Origin of the sequence: Pseudomonas fluorescens group sp., assembly GCF_020093335.1 — a bacterium.
Lineage (GTDB): Bacteria > Pseudomonadota > Gammaproteobacteria > Pseudomonadales > Pseudomonadaceae > Aquipseudomonas > Aquipseudomonas petroselini.
The window spans coordinates 1-18,482 of record NZ_JAIOKW010000044.1; the positions used below are offsets into that span (position 1 = coordinate 1).

The window sequence follows — 18,482 nt, forward strand, 5'->3', positions numbered from 1 at the left end:
GGCGGGGAAGGGGGATGCGACGGATGGCCGCGGTTTGAAATAGTTATCCAGCCACAGGGTGGATTAGGCGTGACGTTGAACAGGTGTGTTGTGCCTGTTTTAGGGCCAACACCTTTTCGCTACTAAACGAGAGCGTTGCGGCTGTACGCAGGTGAGTAGACCGGGGAAACACACAAAGCCGGCGCGCCCGAGGGCGCCCTGCGCAGAGCCACCATCAAGCACAGACAAGAGCATCTGATCGATGAGGCTTATGCCTCGCCAAGGCTCGACACCCCCCCACAGGGGAGCGGCGTTGTTTGTGGGCGTTGTGGTCGCGAAAAGAATGTCCCTTCTTACTCAGGCTTTTTATAGGCCTTGTACTCGTTCTGCAGCACGATATGGTCCGCGACGTATTTTGCATCGTGCCACACCCCGTAGATAAACGATGACGCGCGGTTGACCAGGTTCGGCAGCCCCAAAAAGTAGATGCCGCTTTCCGCCGAAATTCCGCGCTTGTGGAACGGCTCGCCTTTCTCGTCAAACGCATCCACTTTCAACCAGCTGAAATCGAATCTGAAACCGGTGGCCCACAGGAGGGTGGTCACGCCGGCCTCAGCCAGATCCAGGCTGAGGATCGGATTCACCAGGCACTCCGGGTCAGGCAATAATTCCCAGGCTTGCGGCTCCAGGGGAAACGGCAATCCGTTCGCCTCGATGTAGGCATCCGCATCGCGCAGTACATCAAAGTAAGCGCGGTCGCCTTCGGCCACGTTCTCGGCCAAGCCCGGTTGGAAGGTCATGACACCGTCCTGCCAATTCTGGGTGACGCCCACCAACTGAATCCCTTGGTGCGCGAGTCGGCGGAAGTCTACGGTCTTGCCACCTTCATAACCACTCACCGCAAATGCCACGTGCTTTTTCTTCGGCTGGATTTTGACTTCGTCCCACAGGCCCAGCGCACCCAACCACCAGCAGTAGTCGCGGCTGCGGTAGGCGCGGGGCGGACGGTAGTGCTCGCCGACCGAGAGGTACACGGTCTTGCCGGCCTTTTGCAGTTCTTCGGCGATCTGCGAGCCGGAGGCGCCGGCGCCGACCACCAGTACGGCGCCTTCGGGCAGTTGGCCGGGGTTCTTGTAGGCAGAGGAATGCAGTTGATGAATTGGCGCGCTGGCGGGGACGATATTCGGGATGGACGGGCGCTGGAACGGGCCGGTGGCGGCAACGACGTTGGTGGCTTCGATCACGCCGGCCGAGGTGGTGACCTTGAAGCCGGGTCGACCAACATGGCGCTCCACCGACTGTACTTCCACACCCGTGCGTACCGGGGCCTGCAATTGGTGCACATAGGCTTCAAAGTAATCCGCCATGCGCTCTTTGGGGGGGAAGGCCTCGGGTGAAATACCTTCGAATGTGAGACCGGGGAAGCGGTCGTGCCAGGCCGGGCCGTTGGCGACGAGGGAGTCCCAGCGTTCCGAGCGCCAGCGTTCGGCGATGCGGTGGCGCTCCAGCACGATGTGGGGCACGCCCATCAGGGACAGGTGTTCGCTCATGGCGACGCCAGCCTGGCCTGCGCCGACGACCAAGGTGTTGATGGTTTCTACTGACATGGGCGGTTCCTGGAAAGTAAGGGGTTTGTCTGCAACACCGATTTCAACCGAAGGCGCCGGCAAGCCAGCTCCCACACTTGAAGTGTTGTGGTTTCAAGATGTCAGCAACGCAGCTAGGGCAGTCAGTGCCAGTTCATAGCCCAGCGCGCCTAGCCCAGCGATCACGCCGGTGGCGGCTTTGGACACGTAGGAGTGATGCCGGAAGCTCTCGCGCTTCCAGATATTGCTCATGTGCGCTTCGATGATCGGGCCGTCGAACGCCAGCAGCGCGTCGAGTATCGGCACGCTGCTGTAGCTCAGCCCGGCCGCATTGATCACGATGGCGTCGGCGTTCAGGCGTGCTTCCTGGATCCAGTCCACCAACACGCCTTCGTGGTTGCTCTGGCGAAAGTCCAGGGTCAGGCCCAGCGTGGCGGCATGGCGTTGGCAACGGGCTTCGATGCTGGCGAAACTTTCGCTGCCGTAGGTGCCGTTTTTGTCCAGCCCGTAGAGGTTGGCGTTGGGCCCGTTGAGGAAAAACACGCGGTGGGTCATGAAGGGCTCCAGGTTATTCGGCGACGGTCAGCACGACTTTGCCGATATTGGCATTGGCTTCCAGCAGGCGGTGCGCGTCGGCGGCCTGAGCCAGTGGCAACTGGGCGTGGACCTGCGGGCGTACCAAACCGGAGGCCAGCCAGGGCAGCAAACGCGAACGGATGCACACGGCCAGGCGGGCTTTTTCGGCATGGCTTTTGGGGCGCAGGGTGGAGGAGGTGAGGCTGAGGTTTTTGCGCATCAGCACTTGCAAGTCCAACTCGATGCGCGCGCCTTGCAGGAACGACAGGCTCACGTGCCGACCGCCCATGGCCATGGCGGCGAGGTTGCGCGCCACGTAAGGACCGCCGACGTTATCCAACACCACGTCGACGCCGCGGCCTTCGGTGCAGTCGTTCACTGCGTCGACGAAGTCTTCAGCATGGCGATCGACCGCACGCCACACGCCGAGCGCTTGCAGCATCGCGACTTTCTGCGGGCCGCCTGCGGTGGCAATCACCCGCGCACCGGCGGCGTGCGCACACTGCACGGCAAAGCTGCCGACACCACTCGCGGCGCCGTGGATCAGCGCCGTGTCGCCACTGCGCAAACGGCCCAGTTCAAACAGGTTATGCCACACGGCAAACGCCGCTTCCGGCACCCCCGCGGCATCGTGCAGTGACAAGCCCGCAGGCACCGGCAAGCAATGCGCCGCCTGTGCCACGCAGTACTCGGCGTAGCCGCCGCCACTGAGCAAGGCCATCACGCGATCGCCGATGGCGAACTCATCCACACCCGTGCCTACCACGACGACAATGCCCGCTGCTTCCAGGCCCAGCACATCGGTGACCCCTGAGGGGATGGGCGAGCCGTTGCGTTGCATCAGGTCCGGGCGATTGACCCCGGCCGCCGTTACACGAATCAGCACTTCACCGGCGTGTAATTCCGGGACGGGGCGCTCTACCACCTGCAGCACTTCTGGGCCGCCAGGCTCGCAGGCGATCACCGCTTTCATACGGTCCAGTCGTCCGGTACCACGGCGATCACATCGATCTCCATCAACCATTCCGGTTGCCCCAGGCCGGAGATCACCAGCCCGGTTGAGATGGGGAACACGCCCTTGAGCCATTTGCCCACCTCCTGGTACACCGGCTCGCGGTAGCGGGGGTCGATCAAGTAGGTGGTGGTCTTGACGATATGCGACAGGTCCGAGCCCGCCTCTTCAAGCAGTTGCTTGACGTTTTTCATCGCCTGCTCAGCCTGGGCACGCGGGTCGCCAAGGCCGACCAGGTTGCCGTCGAAGTCAGTGCCGATCTGACCGCGAACGTAAATGGTGTTGCCGGCGCGCACGGCCTGGCACAGGTCGTTGTCCAGCGCCTGGTTGGGGTAGGTCTGCTGGGTGTTGAACATGCGGATACGGGTGTGGGTAGGCATGACGGTAACTCGTGGAAAGCGGGATGAGTCCAGCTTCACACCGCCCCGGTTCCGGCGAAACCAGCATTTGCGCGGGGTAGTGCTTAGGAAAAACCGAAGCCCGTGCAGGTCATCGGTTGGCGCCTGACCCGGCACGAACCCTGCAACGTGACCCACACAGTCATTGTTGAGGGGCAGGCGTAATGCTCAGTCGTATTACTCAGCGTCAACTGGAGTATTTCGTTGCGTCAGGAGAGGCGGGCAGCATCAGTGCGGCCGCCGAGCGCATCCACGTGTCGTCGCCGTCGATCTCGGCAGCGATCACGCATATGGAGGCAGAGCTGGGTATCCAGCTGTTTATCCGCCACCACGCCCAAGGCATTTCCCTCACGGCGGTAGGGCGCCTGGTGATGCAGGAGGCCAAGCTGATCCTGGAACAGATGACCAACCTCTACACCATTGCGTCGGAGTCATTGAACACCGTGCGCGGGCCGTTGCGCGTGGGGTGCCTGGAGTCGCTGGCGCCGATGATCACGCCTGAGCTGGTGTTCGGTTTCGGCCGTGCGTTTCCCGGCGTGCGGCTGACGCAAGCCGAAGGCAACCACGAGGAGTTGCTGGAAAAATTGCGCAGCGGTGAGCTGGACATCGCCCTGACCTACGACCTGGTGACCAGCCCGGACATCGACTTCCAACCCCTGGCGCAGTTGCCACCCTATGTCATGGTCGGCGAATACCACCCATTGGCGAGCTTGCCGGCGGTGAGCATGCAAGACCTTGAGGCCTACCCGGTGGTGCTGCTCGACACGCCGTGGAGCCGTGACTATTTTCTCAGTCTGTTCATCCAGTCGGGCACTACGCCGAACATCATCATGCGCTCTACCAACCTCGAAACGGTGCGCGCCATGGTGGGTAATGGGATCGGCTATTCCTTCGCGAATGCGCGGCCCAAATCGAACATGTCCCAGGACGGCAAACGCGTGATTCGCCTGCGCCTGGCGGGCGCGCACCGGCCGATGCGCCTGGGCTACGCCACGGCCAGCAATACCCAGTTGTCGCGCGTGGTGTCGGCGTTTGCCGAGCGGTGCCGCATGTTTGTGTCTGACCAATACATCCCCGGCATGGCACCGCCGAGCTTTTTTGACCCGCATGCGGTGCGCGATTGCAGGAGCGAGCTTGTTCGCGAAGGTCGTTAACGATCACGCGGTAACCCGGTTTTGCACCGAAATGCGGCGCCCGACGCGCCGTGAATTCCGGCGTGCACCCTTTTGAGCTGCATAGGTTCTGCCTACCCAGTGCCCCGGCTTTTACGAATTGACCCCAAGTGCCTCCCCCCACGACTCTGAACCCATCGATGTAGATCAACTTCTCAGGGCACGGCGACGATGACATTCGACTGGAATTACATGTTTGGTTTGCTGGCCGATGCCGAGTTCTGGCGCGCGACGTGGACGGTGATCAAGCTCAGTACCCTGACCTGGGTCCTGAGTATTGGCCTGGGTTTTCTGTTGGCGCTGGCCAAGCAATCCAAGCATGGCCTGCTCAGCGTGCCGGCCCGTGGCTACATCTGGCTGTTCCGCAGCCTGCCACTGCTGGTGCTGCTGATCTTTATCTACAACCTGCCCCAGGCGCTGCCCGGCACGTCGGCGGTGCTGGCCGACCCGTTCTGGTCCGGCCTGCTGGCCCTGGTCATCTGCGAGACTGCCTACGTGGCCGAGATCCATCGCGGTGGGCTGCTCTCGATTCCCAAGGGGCAGGGTGAGGCGGCGCGTGCGCTGGGCCTGAAGTTCTTCGGCACTCAATGGCGCGTGGTGATTCCCCAGGCGCTGCGGGTGGCGTTGCCGTCACTGGCCAACGAATACATTTCCATCGTCAAGCTCACCTCGCTGGTGTCGGTGATCTCCCTGACCGAGATCCTGATGGTCGGCCAGCGCCTGTATTCGCAGAACTTCCTGGTGATCGAAACCATGGCGGCGGTGGCGTTCTTCTACGTGTTTATCGTCACGGTGTTCGACTTCCTGCTCAAGCGCCTGGAGCGCTTTCTCGACGTCAACCAGCGCAACGTTTCCCGCGTTCCCGACGCGGCGGTACTGGCCCTCGCGACCCAACGGCGCACGGCCTTGGCGCGCCCGGCCACCAACGGCGAGCCCGCGCTGCAAGCCGCACGGCTGCACAAGGCCTACAACGACATCGAGGTGCTGGGCTCGGTCAACCTGCAGATCCAACCCGGTGAAGTGGTGTCGGTGATCGGCCCGTCGGGCTCGGGCAAGACCACGCTGATCCGCCTGCTCAATGGCCTTGAGCAATTGGACAACGGCGAGATCCGGATCAACGGCCAGCCGTTCATTCACTTGAATAAAGTCGGCGCGCAGAAACCCCAGTACATCGAGCACGCCGAACATCGCCTGAACATCGGCATGGTGTTCCAGAGCTTCAACCTGTTCCCGCATTTGAGCGTGCTCGACAACCTGCTGATGGCGCCGAAATACCATCGCCTGGGAGCGACCTCCGACCTCAAGCAACAGGCTTACGCGCTGCTGCACAAGGTCGGCATGCTCGACCACGCATGGAAGTACCCGCACCAGCTGTCCGGCGGCCAACAGCAACGTGTGGCCATCGCCCGGGCCCTGATGATGCGCCCGCAGATCATGCTGTTCGACGAGCCCACCTCGGCCCTGGACCCGGAGAAAGTCAACGAAGTGCTGCAGGTGATCGAGGCCCTGGCCGAGGAGGGCATCACCATGGTGATCGTCACCCACGAGATGAACTTCGCCTTCAAGGTTTCTGACCGCATCGTGTTCATGGAGAAGGGCCGCGTGGTCTGCGAGGACACGCCGGGCGCCCTGCGCAGCGGCCACAATCCACGCGTGGAGGCGTTCCTCAAGGACGTCTCGCTGGCGTGATCTCTTTAACGTTCAGGACACACTAAAATGATTGAGCAATCGCAAATCGAACAATTCCAGCGTGACGGATTCCTGGTGGTAGAAGGCGTGCTGTCGGTGGACGAAGTGGCCGCGCTGCAGCACGACTTCGACCAGTGGGTAGAAGAAAGCCGCAGCCATGACCGGGGTTGGGGCGCCACCGTGGATGGCCGCGAGCGCTTTGACCTGGAGGGTGATCACCGCGCCGATCACCCATCGCTGCGCCGGGTCAGTTCGCCCACCGAGATTTCCCCGGCGTATGAACGCGTGGCGTTGCACTCACGGATGGCAGCGATTTCCGCGCAGTTGATCGGCGCCCAGGGCACGCGTTTTCACCACAGCAAGATCAACTCCAAACTGCCCCATACCGCGACCCAGGTGAAATGGCATCAGGACTTCCTGTTCACGCCCCACAGCAACGATGACATCGTTACCGCCTTGCTGATGGTCAGCGAAGTCACACCGGAAAACGGCCCTTTGAACGTGATCCCCGGCAGTCACAAAGGCCCGCTGTGGTCGCACTGGCAGCACCAGCGCTTCACCGGTGCGGTGGACGATGCGGTGGTTGAGGAGCACTGCCAGCAACCGGTGGCCTGCTATGGCCCGGCCGGCTCCGTGTGCTTCATGCACACCCGTCTTCTGCATGCTTCCAGCCCCAACGAGACCGAACTGCCGCGCACCCTCTTCATCAGCGTGTACGCCGCTGAAGACGCGCTGCCATTCGGCGAAAACCCGTTGCCCAGCACACATGCCGGCCTGCTGGTGGCCGGTGAAGAAAGCGGCTTGGTGCGCTCCACCGACAACCACATGCGCTTGCCGCAGAAGCCCCGTGGCGCCTCGTTCTTCGTGCAACAGGCAGGACAAGATTCAGCCACTGCCTAACCCAATTCCTTGCTACCCAAACCCCTCGCAGGTAATCACCATGACAGCGTTTCGTAAAAGTGTTCGTCCCCTTGCCGTGTGCCTGCTGGGCGCAGCGGTTGCAATGACTTCGTTGGCGGCTTCGGCGTTCCAGCAGGATGGCAAGATCATCGCCGGGTCCGATGTGACGTTCTTCCCCTATGAGTATATGGATAACAACAAGCCCGCAGGCTTTGATATCGAGTTCATGGACGGCCTGGGCAAGGTCATGGGCCGCAAGGTCGAGACCCTCGACACACGCTTCCCCAACCTGATCACCGGCCTGCAGGCCGGGCGTTTCGATGTGACCAACTCGTCGATGTACATCACCGCCGAGCGGGTCAAGGTCATCGACATGATCCCTTATCTGAAAAGCGGCGAGTCGATCCTGACCCTCAAGGACAGCACCTTCCAGCCCAAGACCCCGGAAGAGTTCTGCGGCCACAAGATCGGCTCCATGGGCGCCACCTCGTGGCTGGCGCAGATGAACAAGCTGTCGGCGGAGTACTGCGTGGCCAAGGGCTTGAAGCCGATCCAGATCAGCGAATACAGCACCGACCCGCAAACCACCCAGGCCCTGTTGGCCCACGCGGTTGAAGCGCAGATCACCGACGCCGCCGTGGCCCGGGGCGTGATCGACAAACTCGGCAACCGCGTGGTGATCTCGTCCGACACGCTGATCTACCCGGTGCTCAACGGCTTCGGCGTGAAGAAGGGCAATGACACGGTGAAGAAGGCCTTGCTCGATGGCCTGGAAAAATACCGCGCCACGCCGGAGTACGCCGCCTTGCTCAAGAAGTACAACTTCGAAGCACCTACCGATGCGGACATCGCAGCACTGATGCCGAAGTAAACCTACAAGCGCGTGCCGCATTCGCGTGCGGCCGCGCCCTGCGGAGATCGATTCATGGCGTTATCCCACGAAGAACAGACGCGCATCGACCTGGCGGCGACCTTTCGCATCATTGCGCACCTGGGCATGCATGAAGCGGTGGCCAACCACTTCAGCGCCGCTGTGTCGGCCGACGGTAAGCAGTTTTTGCTCAACCCGAAGTGGAAGCACTTCTCGCGTATCCGCGCCAGTGACCTGTTGCTGCTGAACGCGGACGACACGTCCTGTGCCGATCACCCCAACGTGGACGCCACCGCCTGGTCGATCCACGGGCAGATTCACCGGCTGCTGCCGCACACCCGTGCGGTCCTGCACTTGCACCCGGTTTACACCACGGCGGTGGCGTGCCTGGCGACGCCGCACATCCCGCCGATTGACCAGAACACCGCGCGGTATTTCAACCGCGTGGCGGTGGACGAGTTGTACGGCGGCATGGCTGACACCGAGGCTGAAGGCGCGCGCCTGGCCGGGCTGCTCGACGGCAAGAGTCGCCTGCTGATGGGCAACCACGGCGTGATGGTGACGGCGGGGTCCATCGGCGAGGCATTTGACGATATCTGGACCCTCGAACGCGCCTGCCAGATTCTTGTGACGGCCTGGTCGACCGGGCAGCCGTTGCGGGTGTTGTCCGATGACGTGGCGGAGAAAACCGCGCGGGGTTGGGAAGGCATTGCCGATTTTTCCCGCCAGCATTTTGAAGAAATGAAGCAGTTGATGATCGACGCTGACCCTTCAGTGCTCGACTGAGGAAACCCCATGACATTTTCCGTTGTCGCCCGCTGCGCCGAGACGGGCCAGTTGGGTATCGCCATCAGCTCATCGAGCATAGCGGTGGGCGCGCGTTGCCCATGGCTACGGCCTGGCGTGGGCGCGGTGGCGTCGCAGAACATCACCTTGCCGAGCCTGGGGCCGCAGGTGCTGGACGTGCTGGAGCAGGGCCTGACGCCGAGTGAGGCGCTGGCCACCCTGATCGAGCAGGATCACAGCCAATACCGTCAGGTGACGGTAATTGATAGCCAGGGCCGCACCGCGCATTTCAGTGGTGCGCAGACCCTGGGTATTCACAACGCGGTGAGTGGTGAGCAATGCGTGGCGGCCGGGAACATGTTGGCCAACCCCGGCGTGATCAATGCCATGGTGGCGGCGTTTGAAACGGCCTCGGGGCACTTCGCTGACCGCCTGCTGGCCGCGATGCATGCCGGCGTGGCCGGCGGTGGCGAAGCCGGGCCGGTGCATTCGGCGGCGCTGGTCATCGTCGATGACCTGTTGTGGCCGGTCGTCAACCTGCGCGTAGACTGGGCCGACGCCGACCCCATCAGCGCGCTTGATCAGCTCTGGCAGGCCTATCGCGGGCAATTGCAGGACTACATCGACCGCGCCATCAACCCACAGATCGCACCGGGCTACGCTGTGCCGGGAGATGACCGATGAACACGAGCCGCGACCTGCTGGCGCAGTTGGTGCGCTTCGACACCACCAGCCGCGAGTCCAACCTGGCCTTGATCGACTTCGTGCGCACGTACCTGCAGGACCACGGCGTGGCCTGTGAGCTGGTGTACAACGAACACAAGAGCAAGGCCAACCTGTTGGCGACCCTAGGCCCGGCGGATGTGCCCGGCATTGTGTTGTCCGGGCATACCGACGTGGTGCCGGTGGACGGTCAACGCTGGAGCGTGGCGCCGTTTGAACTGACGGAGAAGGACGGCAAGCTGCATGGCCGTGGCACGGCGGACATGAAGGGCTATATCGCCTGTGTGCTGGCGTGCGTGCCGGCCCTGGTAAAGGCGCCTTTGCGCATGCCGGTGCATATCGCGCTGTCTTACGATGAGGAAGTCGGCTGCCTGGGCGTACGTTCGCTGATCGAGCGGTTTCATGGGCAAGCGGTCAAGCCGCTGTTGTGTGTGATCGGCGAACCCACCGAACTCAAGCCGGTGCTGGGCCATAAAGGCAAGCTGGCGATGCGTTGTCATGTGCATGGCGCGGCGTGCCACTCGGCGTATGCGCCGTCGGGCGTAAATGCCATCGAATACGCCGCGCGCTTGATCAGCGAACTGGTGCGTCTGGGCGAAACGCTCAAGGCACCCGAGCATCTGGATGCGCGATTTGATCCGGCATTTTCCACGGTGCAGACCGGCCTGATCAACGGCGGCAAGGCGCTGAATATCGTCCCGCAGGAATGCATGTTCGACTTTGAAGTGCGCTCGCTGCCGGCCCAGGATCCCTGGCAGGTGGTGCAGCAGTTACAGGGTTACGCTGAACACACGTTGTTGCCGGCGATGCGGGCGGTGAGCGGGCAATCGGCGATCAGCATCAGCGAACTGTCGAGTTACCCGGGCCTGGCCACGTCGCTGGAAAGCCAGGCGGCCGAGTGGGTTGCGCAGTTCTGCGGCTCGCGGGAATTTGGCACGGTGGCCTTTGGTACGGAAGGCGGTCTGTTCGACGAGGCCGGCATTCCCACGGTGGTGTGCGGCCCCGGCAGTATGGAGCAGGGGCACAAACCGGATGAGTTCATCAGCATGGAACAGCTGCAGGCGTGTGACCGGATGTTGGCGCGGGTGGTGGCGTTTGTGAGCCGGTAAGTCATGCGCCGATCAGCATTGTGGTGTGTCATTCAGCCGTCAGGTTTTTGCCACACCCACCCGCCACTGCGCCGGCGGCAAAATCCCGTTCACCAGGTAATTCCCCACAATCCGCGACTTGTACACGCGCGGGTTGTGGTTCGCCAGGGTGCGCGCATTGCGCCACAGCCGGTCCAGCGCTTTGTCGCTGGCGGTGGCACTGGCACCCAGTGCATCGAACAGCGCCGTGGTTGCCGCAAGCGTTGCGTCGACCACCGGGTTGACCGCCAGGCACACTTCCAGCTCCGCCAAGGCCACCTGGGGGTCGTCATCCTGCAGCGGTTGGTCGTGGGCAATCACATACTGCGCGGTGTGTTCCAGGCGTTGCGCCGCTTGTTGGGTGATGGCTTGCGCGGCATAGGCTTGGCTGGCGACTTCGCCGATCACTTGCAGCAGCTGCACGTCGTGGCCTGCGGTGTCGGCGTTGCCGGTGGTGAAGGTGCGGGCGCGTTTGCTGAGTTCTTCGGCACCACTGAGCGCGGCACGCCGAGCGATGCCGGCGAGGGTGCTGAGGTGGTAGAGCTGGAAGAATGATTGCCCATGGCCAAAGCGCTGGTGGGTGAGGCGCACATCGTTGTCCACCACCGGTGCGTTATCGAACACGCAGGTGCCGCTGGCGGTGAGGCGTTGGCCGAAGCCGTTCCAGTCATCGATGATCTGCACGCCGGGGGCCTTGAGGTCGACGACCACGCTGTAGACCGTGCCGTCTTCGCCAGTGGCGATGGTGTTGATCAGGTCGCTGTAGAGCGCGCCGGTGGTGTAGAACTTTTTGCCGCTGATACGCAGCGCACCGGCGTGGTCACGGTGCAGGCGGGTGTCGAAATCGCCACGGGCCTGGCTGCCGACTTCGGTGCTGCCCGGCGACAGCAGGGCGCCCTGGCCGAGCCGGTCCAGCCATTTGGCGCGCCAGTCGCGGTCCTTGGCGCTGAGCACGTCTTCGCAAAAACCAAAGTGGCCACGCAGGGCCTGAGTGATGTTGGAATCAGCGGCGGATAACTCGGTGAGCAACGTGAGCAGCTCGACCAGCGTGGCGTCCTGGCCGCCATAGCTGGCCGGCAGGCGCCAGCGCGGTAAGCCCAGGGCGTTCAGTTGCTGGATCACCGTGGCGAGGCTGGCGCGCGTCTGATCCGCCTCGGCGGCCTGAGCGAGGATGTGCGCAAACAGCGGCCGAAACGGCGCGGCCAGGTGTTCGTAGCGGGCAGTGGGCGGCGTGCCCCAGATATTCAAAGCGGGAGTCGGCATGCAATGGACCTTGCAGAAAGTGGTTCAGGTGCTGGGGTCCAGTGGTCTGGTGACGTCACCCTAACTCAGGGGCGGCCAAGTTTTTAATACGAAAAGCAGCTAGCGACCTGTACGACGGTTCTATCGATAGTGCGCAACAGTATTAAACCTCGCCCTCTTATTGCGATAGCTTCTACGCTGAACGACCAGACTGCATGCCCACAGATGGTTGAAACAGCCATCTAACCGTGTGGGAATTTTTATGATCAACCGCCGAACACTGCTTTCTTTGCTGGGCCTTGCTTCCCTGACCCTGCAGGGCCCTTCCGCCTGGGCAGCGGAGCCGCTGACCCTGACGGTGGGCGACCAGTTCTTCTCCAACCGCATCGTGCTGGAGCTGTCCGGGGAGCTGAAAGACCTGCCGTACACCATCGATTTCAAGCGTTTCAACACCGGCTCCCCCGTGGCCTCGGCAGTGGCCAGCGGTGCGCTGGACGTGGGCATCGTCGGCGATACCCCGGTGATCAGCCTGGCCGCGAATGGCGCGCCGGTGAAGGTGGTCGCCAGTACCCAGACCAGCCTCGACGGCGTCGGCATTGTGGCGCGCAAGGGCATTCATTCAGTGGCCGACCTCAAGGGCAAGACCGTCGCCATCTGGAACGGTTCGTGGAGCCAACAGTTGGCGTACAAGGCGTTGGATGAGGCCGGTGTGCCGCGCAGCAGCGTCCACTTCAAGTACCTGCTGCCGGCGGAGGCGAGCCTGGCGTTGACCCAAGGCGACATCGACGCCTTCGGCACCTGGGAACCCTACGTGTCGTTGCAGGAAAAAGAAGGCAGCAGCCTGATCCGCAACGCCAAAGGCTTGATGAGCGCGCCCACCTACATCGTGGCGTACGAGCCGGCCCTGGCGCAGAAAAGCGCGATCATCAAAGACTTTATTGCCCGCCTTACCCGCGCTCGGGAGTGGAGCAACACGCACATCGATGAGTACGCCGAAGCCTGGTCCAAGGCCAACCAGTCGGCACCGGAAATCGCCAAGGTGTGGTTCAAGCGCGATGCGATCAAGGTACTCCCGATCTCGCCGACGATTGTCAGCGAGGCCCAGGCAACGGCGGATTTCCTGGTAGATGCCCAGATGCTGAAGCAGCGGTATGACGTGGCGCCGTTGTTTGATCGGGTGCTGAACTAGGATTTTTCTTCCGGGGCTCATCGGAAACAAAAAATCACTGGCATCGACAGGGCGTAGCCATCAGGCTACAAGTGATTCTGTGACTGATTTGATTGGCAGGACGCCTGAATTTGATACAGGGCTCGACGGTTTGAGGGGGGATAAAACCGACCAAAAGCGAGGAATCAAGCGCGCAAAAGAGATTCTTGATGCCCTGATAGGTAGATGACATGAACGAGTCGAAATTCAAACCCGAGGACATGCCGATCCTCGATCTTGATACGTCCGGTACCAGCGTTTATGAAGCGTCGCGCTTCCTCGATAGCCCGGAAACCATCAGTGCGTATCTTGCGCAAAGCATGATGGCCCAAGATCCGCAGGTACTCATGAAGGCGCTTGCCGAGGTCGCCAAAGCGCAAGGCGTGAACAACGTTGCCGAGGCGGCAGGCGTTAGGGGTTGAGCTGACCGTACAGCCCATCAAACGACCACAATCGGCAAAATAACCAAGGTCAACTGTGGGCGCTCGACAGCTCCCACATTGACCTAAGTTCCCTTAGGGAATTACCGCACCAGGCACGGTTGCTTGTTGTTGAAGCGCCATCCCGGAATCAGGAACTGCATCGCCACGCTGTCATCCCGCGCGCCGAGGCCCATGCCTTTGTATACCTCGTGGGCCTTGGCCACCGCGTCCATGTCGATCTCCACACCCAGGCCTGGCTTGCTCGGCACTTTCACGTAGCCGCCTTCGATTTTCAGCGGTGCCTTGGTCAGGCGTTGGCCGTCCTGCCAGATCCAATGGGTGTCGATGGCGGTGATGTCGCCGGGGGCGGCGGCGGCGACCTGGGTGAACATCGCCAGGGAAATATCAAAGTGGTTGTTGGAGTGCGAGCCCCAGGTGAGGCCCCAGTCGTTGCACATCTGCGCCACGCGTACCGAGCCCTGCAGGGTCCAGAAGTGTGGGTCGGCGAGGGGGATGTCCACCGATTGCAACTGGATCGCATGGCCCATTTCGCGCCAGTCGGTGGCAATCATATTGGTGGCGGTCTTGAGGCCGGTGGCGCGGCGGAATTCGGCCATGACCTCGCGGCCCGAGTAGCCGTTCTCTGCACCGCAGGGGTCTTCGGCGTAGGCGAGTACGTGGTGCTGGTCGCGGCACAGGCGGATGGCTTCTTTCAATGACCAGGCGCCATTCGGGTCGAGGGTGATGCGTGCGTCGGGGAAACGTTCGGCCAGGGCGGTGACGGCTTCGATTTCGGCATCGCCACTGAGCACGCCGCCCTTGAGCTTGAAGTCATTGAAGCCGTACTTGGCTTGGGCGGCTTCGGCCAGGCGCACCACGGCGTCGCTGGTCAGGGCCTTTTCGTGACGCAGGCGGAACCATTCATCGTCGCTGTCGGCTTCGTTGCGGTAGGCCAGGTCGGTCGCGTTGCGGTCGCCGACATAGAACAGGTAGCCGAGCATTTTCACCGCATCGCGCTGCTGCCCTTCACCGAGCAAGGCGGCTACGGGGACTTCGAGGAACTGACCCAGCAGGTCGAGCAGCGCGGCTTCCACGGCGGTGACGGCGTGGATGGTGATGCGCAGGTCGAAGGTTTGCAGGCCGCGGCCGGCCGCATCCCGTGAGGCAAAGGTGCTGCGCATCTGGTTGAGGACACGCTGGTACTGGCCGATCGGCTGGCCCACCACCAGGCTGCGGGCGTCTTCGAGCGTTTCGCGGATACGCTCGCCGCCGGGGACTTCACCCACGCCGGTATTACCGCTGCTGTCCTTGAGGATGACGATATTGCGCGTGAAGTAGGGACCATGCGCGCCGCTGAGGTTGAGCAGCATGCTGTCGTGGCCGGCGACGGGGATGACCTGGAAGTGAGTGACGACGGGAGTATTCATGGCAGGTTCCTAAAGGGGCTCAGAGAGGTTTGCTGATGGCAGCGCCTGTTGGCGCGCTGGGCGACGTCAACACGGCAGACGGCGACGTCTTGGCGAAGAACACCAGGATCGCGGCGAGCACCGAGGTGCCGGCCAGGCCGTAGAGGCCGCCCTGGATCGAACCGGTGGTCTGTTCGAGAAAGCCGAAGGTGGTCGGCGCGACGAAGCCGCCCAGGTTGCCGATGGAGTTGATCAACGCGATCACCGCTGCGGCGATGCGCACATCCAGGTAGCCCTGGGGGATCGGCCAGAACAGCGACGATGCCGACTTGAAGCCAATGGCCGCAAAACAGATCGCCACAAAGGCAAACACCGGCCCACCGGTGGTGGACATGAACATGCCGGCCGCCGCAATCAACAGCGCTGCCGCCACCCAGGCCTGCTGGAACTTGAACTTGCCCGACAGCGAAGCGAAGGCGTACATGGCGATGATCGAGATCAGCCAGGGAATCGAGTTGAAAAAACCGACCTGCACATCACTCAAGTCACCCATTTTCTTGATGATGCTCGGCAGCCAGAAGGTCGCCGCGTAAATCGTCAGTTGGATGCAAAAGTACAAGGCGCAAAACAGCAGGATCTGACGGTCCTTGAGCAGCTTGCCAATCGTCGGTTTGACGGTGGTGAGGGCTTCACGTTCGCGCTGTTCCTGGTCGATAGCGTTGACCAGTGCGTCCTGTTCTTCGCGGGTCATCCATTTGGCGTCGTGGGGCTTGGAGTCCAGCCAGAACCACACAAAGAAACCGATCACCACCGAGGCCAGGCCTTCAATGGCAAACATCCACTGCCAGCCGTGAAAGCCGAACCCTTCGATCTGCAACAGCACCCCCGACAGCGGGCCGGAAATCAGCGAGGCCACCGCAGAACCACTGAGGAAAATCGCGATGGCTTTACCGCGCTCCACGCCCGGCAGCCAGCGAGTGAAATAGTAGATCACCCCAGGGAAGAAACCGGCTTCGGCCACGCCCAACAGAAAACGCAGGATGTAGAAGTGGGTTTCGTTCTGGATGAACGCCATCATCGTCGCGACGATGCCCCAGGTGAACATGATGCGGGTCAGCCAGATACGTGCCCCGACCTTTTGCAGCAGCATGTTGGAGGGCACTTCGAAGAGGGCGTAGCCGATGAAGAACAACCCGGCGCCGAACCCATAGGCGGCGGCGCCGATGCCCAGGTCATGTTCCATGTGCGTGCGCACAAAGCCGATATTGACCCGGTCGATGTAGTTGAGGATGAACATGATCACGAACAGTGGGAGCACATGGCCCTTCACTTTGCTCACGGCGCGCGCGAGGACCGAATCACTTTCTGGTGCGGCAGATGCATGGCTTGAATTGTTCACAATTCAAAACTCCCCCTGATTATTTTTATGCGGGTTTGCGTGTTTTGTTGATAGACATCATACAAGTGGTTTTCTTTTTATCGCAATGCATGGGGGGTATTTTTGTTCTTATAAGGGGCCTGCCTGATTGTGTGTTCTGGTTATTTTCCAGTGTTTACGGGTTTTTTGCGCGTTTGGCGAAAGGGGAGGCGCATTTCTGAAATTATTACTAAATCGGCGGTTCAGATTGGTTGTCATACAAGTTGGGCATATTTTTGATCTGCAGGACCTTGCCCGTCCAGGCGGTGTTAAGCTCCCCCCAGCCCAACCCCGTGGACCCGCCGTAATGCCGATTGATAGCGCAGCCCCTCCCCGTAGACGCTCCACCAACCTGGCCCAAGGCGTGGTCGATGCCCTGACCCAGCGCATCCTGCTCGGCCAGTTGAAGCCCGGTGAAAAACTGCCGTCGGAATCCACCATCGTGCTTGAGCATGGGGTGAGCCGTACCGTGGTCCGCGAGGCACTTTCGAAGTTGCAGGCCTCCGGGTTGGTCGAGACGCGTCATGGCATCGGCACCTTTGTGCTGGTGCAACAGGCTCAACAAGGGCTGCGCCTGCACGTGGACACGGTGGCCAGCGTGCGCAACATGCTCGAACTGCGCCTGGGCCTGGAGGTTCAAGCCGTGGCGCTGGCGGCCTTGCGCCGAACCGGGGAACAACTCGCGCACATGCGCCAAGCGCTGGATGACTACCAAGCCTCCCTGGCCAACAACGACAGCTGCGTGGAGGAAGACAAACGCTTTCACCAACTGATTGCCGAGGCCACCGGCAATACCTTCTTCACTGAAATCATGCTGCACCTGGGCAATGCGATGATCCCCCGCACCCAAGTGAAGGGCGATGAACGGGGCGGTGCCGACTTTGCCAAACTGGGTCAGTTGGCGAACCTGGAACACGAGGCGATCTTCAATGCGATCAAACGCCAGGACCCGGACGCCGCCCGCGCCGCGATGGTGCTGCACCTGACCAACAGCCGGGATCGTTTTTCGGGGGAGCAAGACCGGTGAACGAACACACTTTATCCCTGCGCCTGGAGCGCGTGGCGGCGAACGTGCCCCATGGCGCGCGCCTGGCCGATATCGGTTCCGACCACGCTTACCTGCCGGTCGCGTTGATGCGCCGGGGTGTGATCGCTGCGGCTGTGGCGGGGGAGGTGGCAACGACGCCTTTTCATGCGGCGCAACGCACCGTGCGTGACAACGGCCTGGAGCAGCACATCACCGTGCGCCTGGCCGATGGTCTGGCGGCCATCGAGGCGGCGGACGGGATCACCGCGATCAGCGTCTGCGGCATGGGCGGCGAGACGATCCGGGACATCTTGGAAAGCGGCAAGGCGCATCTGAGCGGCCAGGAGCGGCTGGTCCTGCAACCCAACGGCGGTGAGCAGCCGTTGCGTCAGTGGCTGATGGACAACGGTTATTCGATCAGCAGCGAAGAGCTGCTGCGGGAGAACCGTTTCTATTACGAGATCATCGTTGCCGAGCGCGCCGGGCCGGTGGTGTATAGCGCTGAACAGCTGTACTTCGGCCCCTTGCAGATGCAGGCGCGTAGCCCAGCGTTCATCGCCAAGTGGCAGCGCATGTTGCATCAGAAGCAGAAGACCCTGGCGAGCCTGGAGCGCGCGCGGCAGGCGGTGCCGGAGGACAAGGTGCAAGAGATTGCCCGGCAGGCGGGGTGGATTGCTCAATTGCTGGCGTGAGCGGGTGAAGGGTTAAAAGCGTCAGGTGGCCAACGTTCTTTTCGGGGCTGCTGTGCAGCCCAGCGCGGGGCAAGCCCGCTCACCACCAGTAAGTTTGCGGGCCCTCAAGTTCGGTTGGGGAGCGGCCGATAGGATGCCTGTGATTAAGGATGTTTTGGAACGCGTCTCGGGCAGTCGTCTCCGACGGTGACAGCGCCGGTGTCGATGCTGAGTGTTTTCGCCCCATTTTCGAGCACGCAGAGGAGGCTGC

Annotated in this window: 17 protein-coding genes and 1 pseudogene; 11 read left to right on the plus strand and 7 right to left on the minus strand. The window is 62.0% G+C overall.

Annotated elements, in window-relative coordinates:
* Nucleotides 1-332: 332 nt before the first annotated feature.
* The 4 genes from K7431_RS27120 to K7431_RS27135 all read right to left on the minus strand — a co-directional run bounded on the left by K7431_RS27120 (nucleotide 333) and on the right by K7431_RS27135 (nucleotide 3,533).
* Nucleotides 333-1,586: a flavin-containing monooxygenase gene (locus K7431_RS27120; protein WP_015885052.1), complete on the minus strand. Its 1,254-nt coding sequence runs from the start codon at nucleotides 1,584-1,586 to the stop codon at nucleotides 333-335.
* A 93-nt stretch (nucleotides 1,587-1,679) separates the two neighbouring features.
* Entirely contained in the window at nucleotides 1,680-2,120 is a 441-nt protein-coding gene (locus K7431_RS27125) for a type II 3-dehydroquinate dehydratase (protein WP_015885051.1), read from the minus strand.
* A gap of 13 nt (nucleotides 2,121-2,133) precedes the next feature.
* Nucleotides 2,134-3,114 carry an NAD(P)H-quinone oxidoreductase gene (locus tag K7431_RS27130; protein ID WP_015885050.1) on the minus strand — a complete coding sequence of 327 codons (981 nt, stop codon included), beginning with the start codon at nucleotides 3,112-3,114 and terminating at the stop codon, nucleotides 2,134-2,136.
* Nucleotides 3,111-3,533 (minus strand): RidA family protein, encoded by a 423-nt coding sequence (locus tag K7431_RS27135; RefSeq protein WP_015885049.1) that lies wholly within the window; start codon nucleotides 3,531-3,533, stop codon nucleotides 3,111-3,113. Before K7431_RS27135 ends, K7431_RS27130 begins: the two co-directional genes overlap by 4 nt.
* Before the next feature lie 182 nt (nucleotides 3,534-3,715).
* Here K7431_RS27135 and K7431_RS27140 point away from each other — a divergent pair, with 182 nt between their 5' ends.
* The 7 genes from K7431_RS27140 to argE all read left to right on the plus strand — a co-directional run bounded on the left by K7431_RS27140 (nucleotide 3,716) and on the right by argE (nucleotide 10,801).
* Nucleotides 3,716-4,705 (plus strand): LysR family transcriptional regulator, encoded by a 990-nt coding sequence (locus K7431_RS27140; RefSeq protein ID WP_015885048.1) that lies wholly within the window; start codon nucleotides 3,716-3,718, stop codon nucleotides 4,703-4,705.
* A 189-nt stretch (nucleotides 4,706-4,894) separates the two neighbouring features.
* Nucleotides 4,895-6,412, plus strand: a complete 1,518-nt coding sequence (locus tag K7431_RS27145; RefSeq protein WP_015885047.1) for an amino acid ABC transporter permease/ATP-binding protein — start codon at nucleotides 4,895-4,897, stop codon at nucleotides 6,410-6,412.
* Nucleotides 6,413-6,439: 27 nt separating this feature from the next.
* Nucleotides 6,440-7,312, plus strand: a complete 873-nt coding sequence (locus tag K7431_RS27150) for a phytanoyl-CoA dioxygenase family protein (RefSeq protein WP_015885046.1) — start codon at nucleotides 6,440-6,442, stop codon at nucleotides 7,310-7,312.
* Between the two features lie 40 nt (nucleotides 7,313-7,352).
* Complete coding sequence (locus K7431_RS27155) at nucleotides 7,353-8,183, plus strand: ABC transporter substrate-binding protein (protein WP_015885045.1); 831 nt, start codon at nucleotides 7,353-7,355, stop codon at nucleotides 8,181-8,183.
* 54 nt (nucleotides 8,184-8,237) lie between these two features.
* Nucleotides 8,238-8,969, plus strand: coding sequence for a class II aldolase and adducin N-terminal domain-containing protein (locus K7431_RS27160; RefSeq protein ID WP_015885044.1), 732 nt, complete (start codon nucleotides 8,238-8,240; stop codon nucleotides 8,967-8,969).
* Between the two features lie 9 nt (nucleotides 8,970-8,978).
* On the plus strand, nucleotides 8,979-9,653 hold the full coding sequence (locus K7431_RS27165; protein ID WP_015885043.1) for a DUF1028 domain-containing protein: 675 nt from the start codon (nucleotides 8,979-8,981) through the stop codon (nucleotides 9,651-9,653).
* The gene (gene argE / locus K7431_RS27170) at nucleotides 9,650-10,801 is read left to right on the plus strand and encodes an acetylornithine deacetylase (protein WP_015885042.1); all 1,152 of its coding nucleotides are present in this window, start codon (nucleotides 9,650-9,652) and stop codon (nucleotides 10,799-10,801) included. Before K7431_RS27165 ends, argE begins: the two co-directional genes overlap by 4 nt.
* 39 nt (nucleotides 10,802-10,840) lie before the next feature.
* On the opposite strand, the gene K7431_RS27175 is transcribed toward argE, so the two are convergent.
* Nucleotides 10,841-12,082 (minus strand): acyl-CoA dehydrogenase family protein, encoded by a 1,242-nt coding sequence (locus K7431_RS27175; protein ID WP_015885041.1) that lies wholly within the window; start codon nucleotides 12,080-12,082, stop codon nucleotides 10,841-10,843.
* Between the two features lie 241 nt (nucleotides 12,083-12,323).
* On the opposite strand from K7431_RS27175, the gene K7431_RS27180 reads away from it, so the two are divergent.
* Both K7431_RS27180 and K7431_RS27185 read left to right on the plus strand, forming a co-directional pair.
* A complete protein-coding gene (locus K7431_RS27180) occupies nucleotides 12,324-13,250 on the plus strand; it encodes an ABC transporter substrate-binding protein (protein ID WP_043205684.1) in 927 nt (308 codons plus the stop codon).
* Nucleotides 13,251-13,459: 209 nt separating this feature from the next.
* Nucleotides 13,460-13,681, plus strand: a pseudogene (locus tag K7431_RS27185) (helix-turn-helix domain-containing transcriptional regulator); the annotation flags it as partial.
* Between the two features lie 110 nt (nucleotides 13,682-13,791).
* On the opposite strand, the gene gudD reads toward K7431_RS27185, so the two are convergent.
* Both gudD and K7431_RS27195 read right to left on the minus strand, forming a co-directional pair.
* Nucleotides 13,792-15,117 carry a glucarate dehydratase gene (gene gudD, locus K7431_RS27190; RefSeq protein ID WP_015885038.1) on the minus strand — a complete coding sequence of 442 codons (1,326 nt, stop codon included), beginning with the start codon at nucleotides 15,115-15,117 and terminating at the stop codon, nucleotides 13,792-13,794.
* Between the two features lie 19 nt (nucleotides 15,118-15,136).
* On the minus strand, nucleotides 15,137-16,495 hold the full coding sequence (locus K7431_RS27195) for an MFS transporter (RefSeq protein WP_015885037.1): 1,359 nt from the start codon (nucleotides 16,493-16,495) through the stop codon (nucleotides 15,137-15,139).
* A gap of 325 nt (nucleotides 16,496-16,820) precedes the next feature.
* On the opposite strand from K7431_RS27195, the gene K7431_RS27200 reads away from it, so the two are divergent.
* Both K7431_RS27200 and K7431_RS27205 read left to right on the plus strand, forming a co-directional pair.
* A complete protein-coding gene (locus K7431_RS27200) occupies nucleotides 16,821-17,540 on the plus strand; it encodes a FadR/GntR family transcriptional regulator (RefSeq protein ID WP_015885036.1) in 720 nt (239 codons plus the stop codon).
* Nucleotides 17,537-18,232 (plus strand): tRNA (adenine(22)-N(1))-methyltransferase, encoded by a 696-nt coding sequence (locus tag K7431_RS27205; protein WP_015885035.1) that lies wholly within the window; start codon nucleotides 17,537-17,539, stop codon nucleotides 18,230-18,232. The genes K7431_RS27200 and K7431_RS27205 overlap by 4 nt, the downstream gene beginning before the upstream one ends.
* Nucleotides 18,233-18,482 lie beyond the last annotated feature (250 nt).

Bases quoted from the DNA above. Each gene is read 5' to 3' on its own strand.
- K7431_RS27120 (WP_015885052.1), bottom strand. From the start codon at position 1,586: ATGTCAGTAGAAACCATCAACACCTTGGTCGTCGGCGCAGGCCAGGCT.
- K7431_RS27125 (WP_015885051.1), bottom strand. From the start codon at position 2,120: ATGACCCACCGCGTGTTTTTCCTCAACGGGCCCAACGCCAACCTCTAC.
- K7431_RS27130 (WP_015885050.1), bottom strand. From the start codon at position 3,114: ATGAAAGCGGTGATCGCCTGCGAGCCTGGCGGCCCAGAAGTGCTGCAG.
- K7431_RS27135 (WP_015885049.1), bottom strand. From the start codon at position 3,533: ATGCCTACCCACACCCGTATCCGCATGTTCAACACCCAGCAGACCTAC.
- K7431_RS27140 (WP_015885048.1), top strand. From the start codon at position 3,716: ATGCTCAGTCGTATTACTCAGCGTCAACTGGAGTATTTCGTTGCGTCA.
- K7431_RS27145 (WP_015885047.1), top strand. From the start codon at position 4,895: ATGACATTCGACTGGAATTACATGTTTGGTTTGCTGGCCGATGCCGAG.
- K7431_RS27150 (WP_015885046.1), top strand. From the start codon at position 6,440: ATGATTGAGCAATCGCAAATCGAACAATTCCAGCGTGACGGATTCCTG.
- K7431_RS27155 (WP_015885045.1), top strand. From the start codon at position 7,353: ATGACAGCGTTTCGTAAAAGTGTTCGTCCCCTTGCCGTGTGCCTGCTG.
- K7431_RS27160 (WP_015885044.1), top strand. From the start codon at position 8,238: ATGGCGTTATCCCACGAAGAACAGACGCGCATCGACCTGGCGGCGACC.
- K7431_RS27165 (WP_015885043.1), top strand. From the start codon at position 8,979: ATGACATTTTCCGTTGTCGCCCGCTGCGCCGAGACGGGCCAGTTGGGT.
- argE (WP_015885042.1), top strand. From the start codon at position 9,650: ATGAACACGAGCCGCGACCTGCTGGCGCAGTTGGTGCGCTTCGACACC.
- K7431_RS27175 (WP_015885041.1), bottom strand. From the start codon at position 12,082: ATGCCGACTCCCGCTTTGAATATCTGGGGCACGCCGCCCACTGCCCGC.
- K7431_RS27180 (WP_043205684.1), top strand. From the start codon at position 12,324: ATGATCAACCGCCGAACACTGCTTTCTTTGCTGGGCCTTGCTTCCCTG.
- gudD (WP_015885038.1), bottom strand. From the start codon at position 15,117: ATGAATACTCCCGTCGTCACTCACTTCCAGGTCATCCCCGTCGCCGGC.
- K7431_RS27200 (WP_015885036.1), top strand. From the start codon at position 16,821: ATGCCGATTGATAGCGCAGCCCCTCCCCGTAGACGCTCCACCAACCTG.